Annotated in this window: 3 protein-coding genes; all 3 read right to left on the bottom strand. The window is 43.9% G+C overall.

The features are described from left to right. Positions 1–9: 9 nt before the first annotated feature. Positions 10–741, bottom strand: a complete 732-nt coding sequence (locus NJ959_RS28075; protein WP_254015056.1) for an undecaprenyl-phosphate galactose phosphotransferase family protein — start codon at positions 739–741, stop codon at positions 10–12. A gap of 230 nt (positions 742–971) precedes the next feature. After that, positions 972–2,126, bottom strand: coding sequence for a glycosyltransferase (locus tag NJ959_RS28070; protein ID WP_254015057.1), 1,155 nt, complete (start codon positions 2,124–2,126; stop codon positions 972–974). Between the two features lie 224 nt (positions 2,127–2,350). Continuing rightward, positions 2,351–2,854 (bottom strand): hypothetical protein (locus NJ959_RS28065; RefSeq protein ID WP_254015055.1); only part of this gene is annotated, 504 nt, incomplete at its 5' end.

The raw sequence follows: 2,854 nt of genomic DNA, 5'->3' as shown, positions 1-2,854 counted from the left end.
ACTCATCCCTCAATATGCCCCATTATTTTTGGGAAATACGATTACGCCAATTGTTTTCATAACCAGCCAGAAATCGAGCCAAAAGTTTCGGGAATTAACATAGTAAACATCCATTTGTACCCGGCGATCGTAGGGAATATCATTCCGTCCAGAAACTTGCCATAAACCAGTAATTCCTGGTCTAATTGTCAGTACTTTTTCCATGTAACGCCCGTATCTTGGTAGTTCTTCTGGTACTAATGGTCTTGGACCAACCACACTCATATCTCCTTTCAAAACATTCCAAAACTGGGGGAACTCATCCAGACTCGTTAATCGCAGAAATCTGCCAATCATCGTAATTCTAGGGTCTTGCTTGAGTTTAAAATTATCTTCAAATTCCTGACGTAAAGCAGGAGATGATGCCATTATGTCCAGCAAGATTTCATCCGCATTTTCCACCATAGTTCTGAATTTAAGGCAACCAAACGGTTTGTAATCTTTACCCACGCGCTCCTGGATATAAAAAATAGGTCCAGGGGAGCTGATTGCAATCAAAAGAGCTAAGACTAAATAAACCGGAGAAAACAAAATCAGAACAGATAGAGAAAATGCGACATCAAACAGCCGCTTGGCAAAATTGCCGTCTAGGCGGGATTGAGACAGACTTCTTAGTCTGCTTCGCGAGGAGGGTGTTTGAAACCCACGCTTCACGAACGCTCGCAACACCTTGACGGAGATAAGTTGGCTTTGGGCAGTCATCTTACTCCTTCACTTCACACCACACGTCACGATCATAAAGCCAGAAGCGACGGGCTAGAGCTTTAGCGATCGCAAAACTGAAATTTCTTGTCAGATCCTGGCAACTGGTAGGATAGTTTTGACGAATTCACCCTTGGTTCGGCCCCTCCTCCTCTCTAAAGCTTCTGGTTATCTTCCCGAATTGTAGAGGGAACCGAGGGAAGTCAACACGGCAGACTCCCTCCTCGGCTCTATGTTTTCCGCAATTCGCCAATACCATCCTGGTAGTCTTGATAGCAGCGCTCTAGGAAACCCAGGTAGCGAGAGCCAAAAATTTTTGGCTCAAAGGCAGATGCTACCACCCTGCTACGTTCAGGACTAAATGCAGCAGCAGATACCTCAAATATTTTCACGGCTTCGATTAAGGCAGCGGGACTTTGTTCCATAAAAAATAGACCCGTACCACCTTCTGGATGTTTCCGGATATCTCGCACTGTTTCTAAGGCTCCTCCAGCACCGTAAGCAATCACTGGCGTGCCACCAGCCATTGCTTCCACCAGGGCAATACCAAAGTCCTCACAGGCGGCGTAGACGAAGGCTTTGGCTTTTGCCATATACTCCTCTACTACCTCATCTGGCTGGAATCCTAATACTCGGATGTTAGATTTAGCCATAAGGCGAATTTCCTCTAATTGAGGTCCATCGCCAATTACAACTAGGGGATATCCTAATTGATTGAATGCTTCCACAATTACAGATACTTGTTTGTAACTCACTAACCGGGAAACGGTAAGATAAAAATCCTCTTTTTGCTCGCAGAAAGGAAAGCGCTCGATATTCACGGGTGGGTAAATCACTTCTGCCTTACGCCTATAACACCGCCAGATGCGTCTTGCGGTGTGGTGAGAGTTGGCAATGAAGTGGTCAACCCGATTTGCTGAGATCGCGTCCCACTGACGCAACTGATGGAGGAGATACCGAGTTGCCCAGCCTTGAGGACCTCTGCCCATGACACTATGGCGCAAATAATCAAATGTTAAGTCCCAGGCATAGCGCATTGGCGTATGGCAGTAGCAAATGTGTAGTTGTTGGGGACTACTCAGAACTCCTTTAGCAACGGCGTGGGATGATGAAAGGATGACATCATAGTCCCGCAGGTCTAGCTGTTCGATGGCTAATGGCAATAGCGGTAGATATTTTTGCACACCATTGCGAGCAAAGGGTAAGTTTTGCAGGAATGTTGTGCCAATTTTTCGCCCAAATAGATAACTTTGAGGATTGGTGGATTCAAAGTCAATCAAGGCATAAAGATCGCAATCAATATGCTGCAATATTTCTCGAACTACTAATTCTGAACCACCAGTTGCTTTGGGGGTTAACCATTCATGAACTAAAGCAAATTTCATGATAAGGATTAAGTGTAAAGGATGAAGGGTGAAGTGTAAAGGATGAAGGATGAAGTGTAAAGGATGAAGGGTGAAGTGTAAAGGATGAAGGATGAAGTGTAAAGGATGAAGGATAAAAAATTTTATTGATGGGGTTGACTTCAGCCAACCTTCAACCTTCAACCTTCAACCTTCAACCTTCAACCTTCAACCTTCAGCCTTCAACCTTCAGCCTTCAACCTTCATTACTTCCCCGTACAGTAAAGATTAAGGTCATTGACTAATTGTTTTTCTGGGGTAGTCGCTTGCTGCAAATTAACTTGAGCTGCTTCAGCCGCTTTACGGTCTTTTTTATCAAAAGCAACAGCAAAGTCGCGGATTGCCTTACTGATATCGCGGTACATATTAATAAAACCAGATCGATAATCTTGCAGCTTTTGATCCTTAACTTTTATTCCTTCCATTTCTTTCGATGTCTTTTCCATCAAATCTGCTGCATTCAGCATCACTTTGGAGTCGTTTAAATTAGGGCTAGTGGTGATAGATTTTGACTGACTAACTGCTTTATTAGCAATCTTAATAATCTTATTACATTGAGAAATCTTGCTTTCACCACAGCTAGTCACTAACAAGCCAATGCTAACAGCGACAGTTAGCAGGATAAAGTACCGTTGCAAAAAAAGCATCAAGGCTCTCCTTATGAGTTTTGGACACTTTCGTTCATTGAATGGGGAATGGGGAGTGGGGAG

The sequence above is a fragment of the Limnofasciculus baicalensis BBK-W-15 genome (genome assembly GCF_024178385.1).
In the GTDB taxonomy this organism is placed as follows: domain Bacteria; phylum Cyanobacteriota; class Cyanobacteriia; order Cyanobacteriales; family Coleofasciculaceae; genus Limnofasciculus; species Limnofasciculus baicalensis.
The sequence above is the reverse complement of the archived record's forward strand: the minus strand, read 5'-3'. Positions and strand labels throughout refer to the sequence as shown.

Bases quoted from the DNA above. Each gene is read 5' to 3' on its own strand.
- NJ959_RS28075 (WP_254015056.1), bottom strand. From the start codon at position 741: ATGACTGCCCAAAGCCAACTTATCTCCGTCAAGGTGTTGCGAGCGTTC.
- NJ959_RS28070 (WP_254015057.1), bottom strand. From the start codon at position 2,126: ATGAAATTTGCTTTAGTTCATGAATGGTTAACCCCCAAAGCAACTGGT.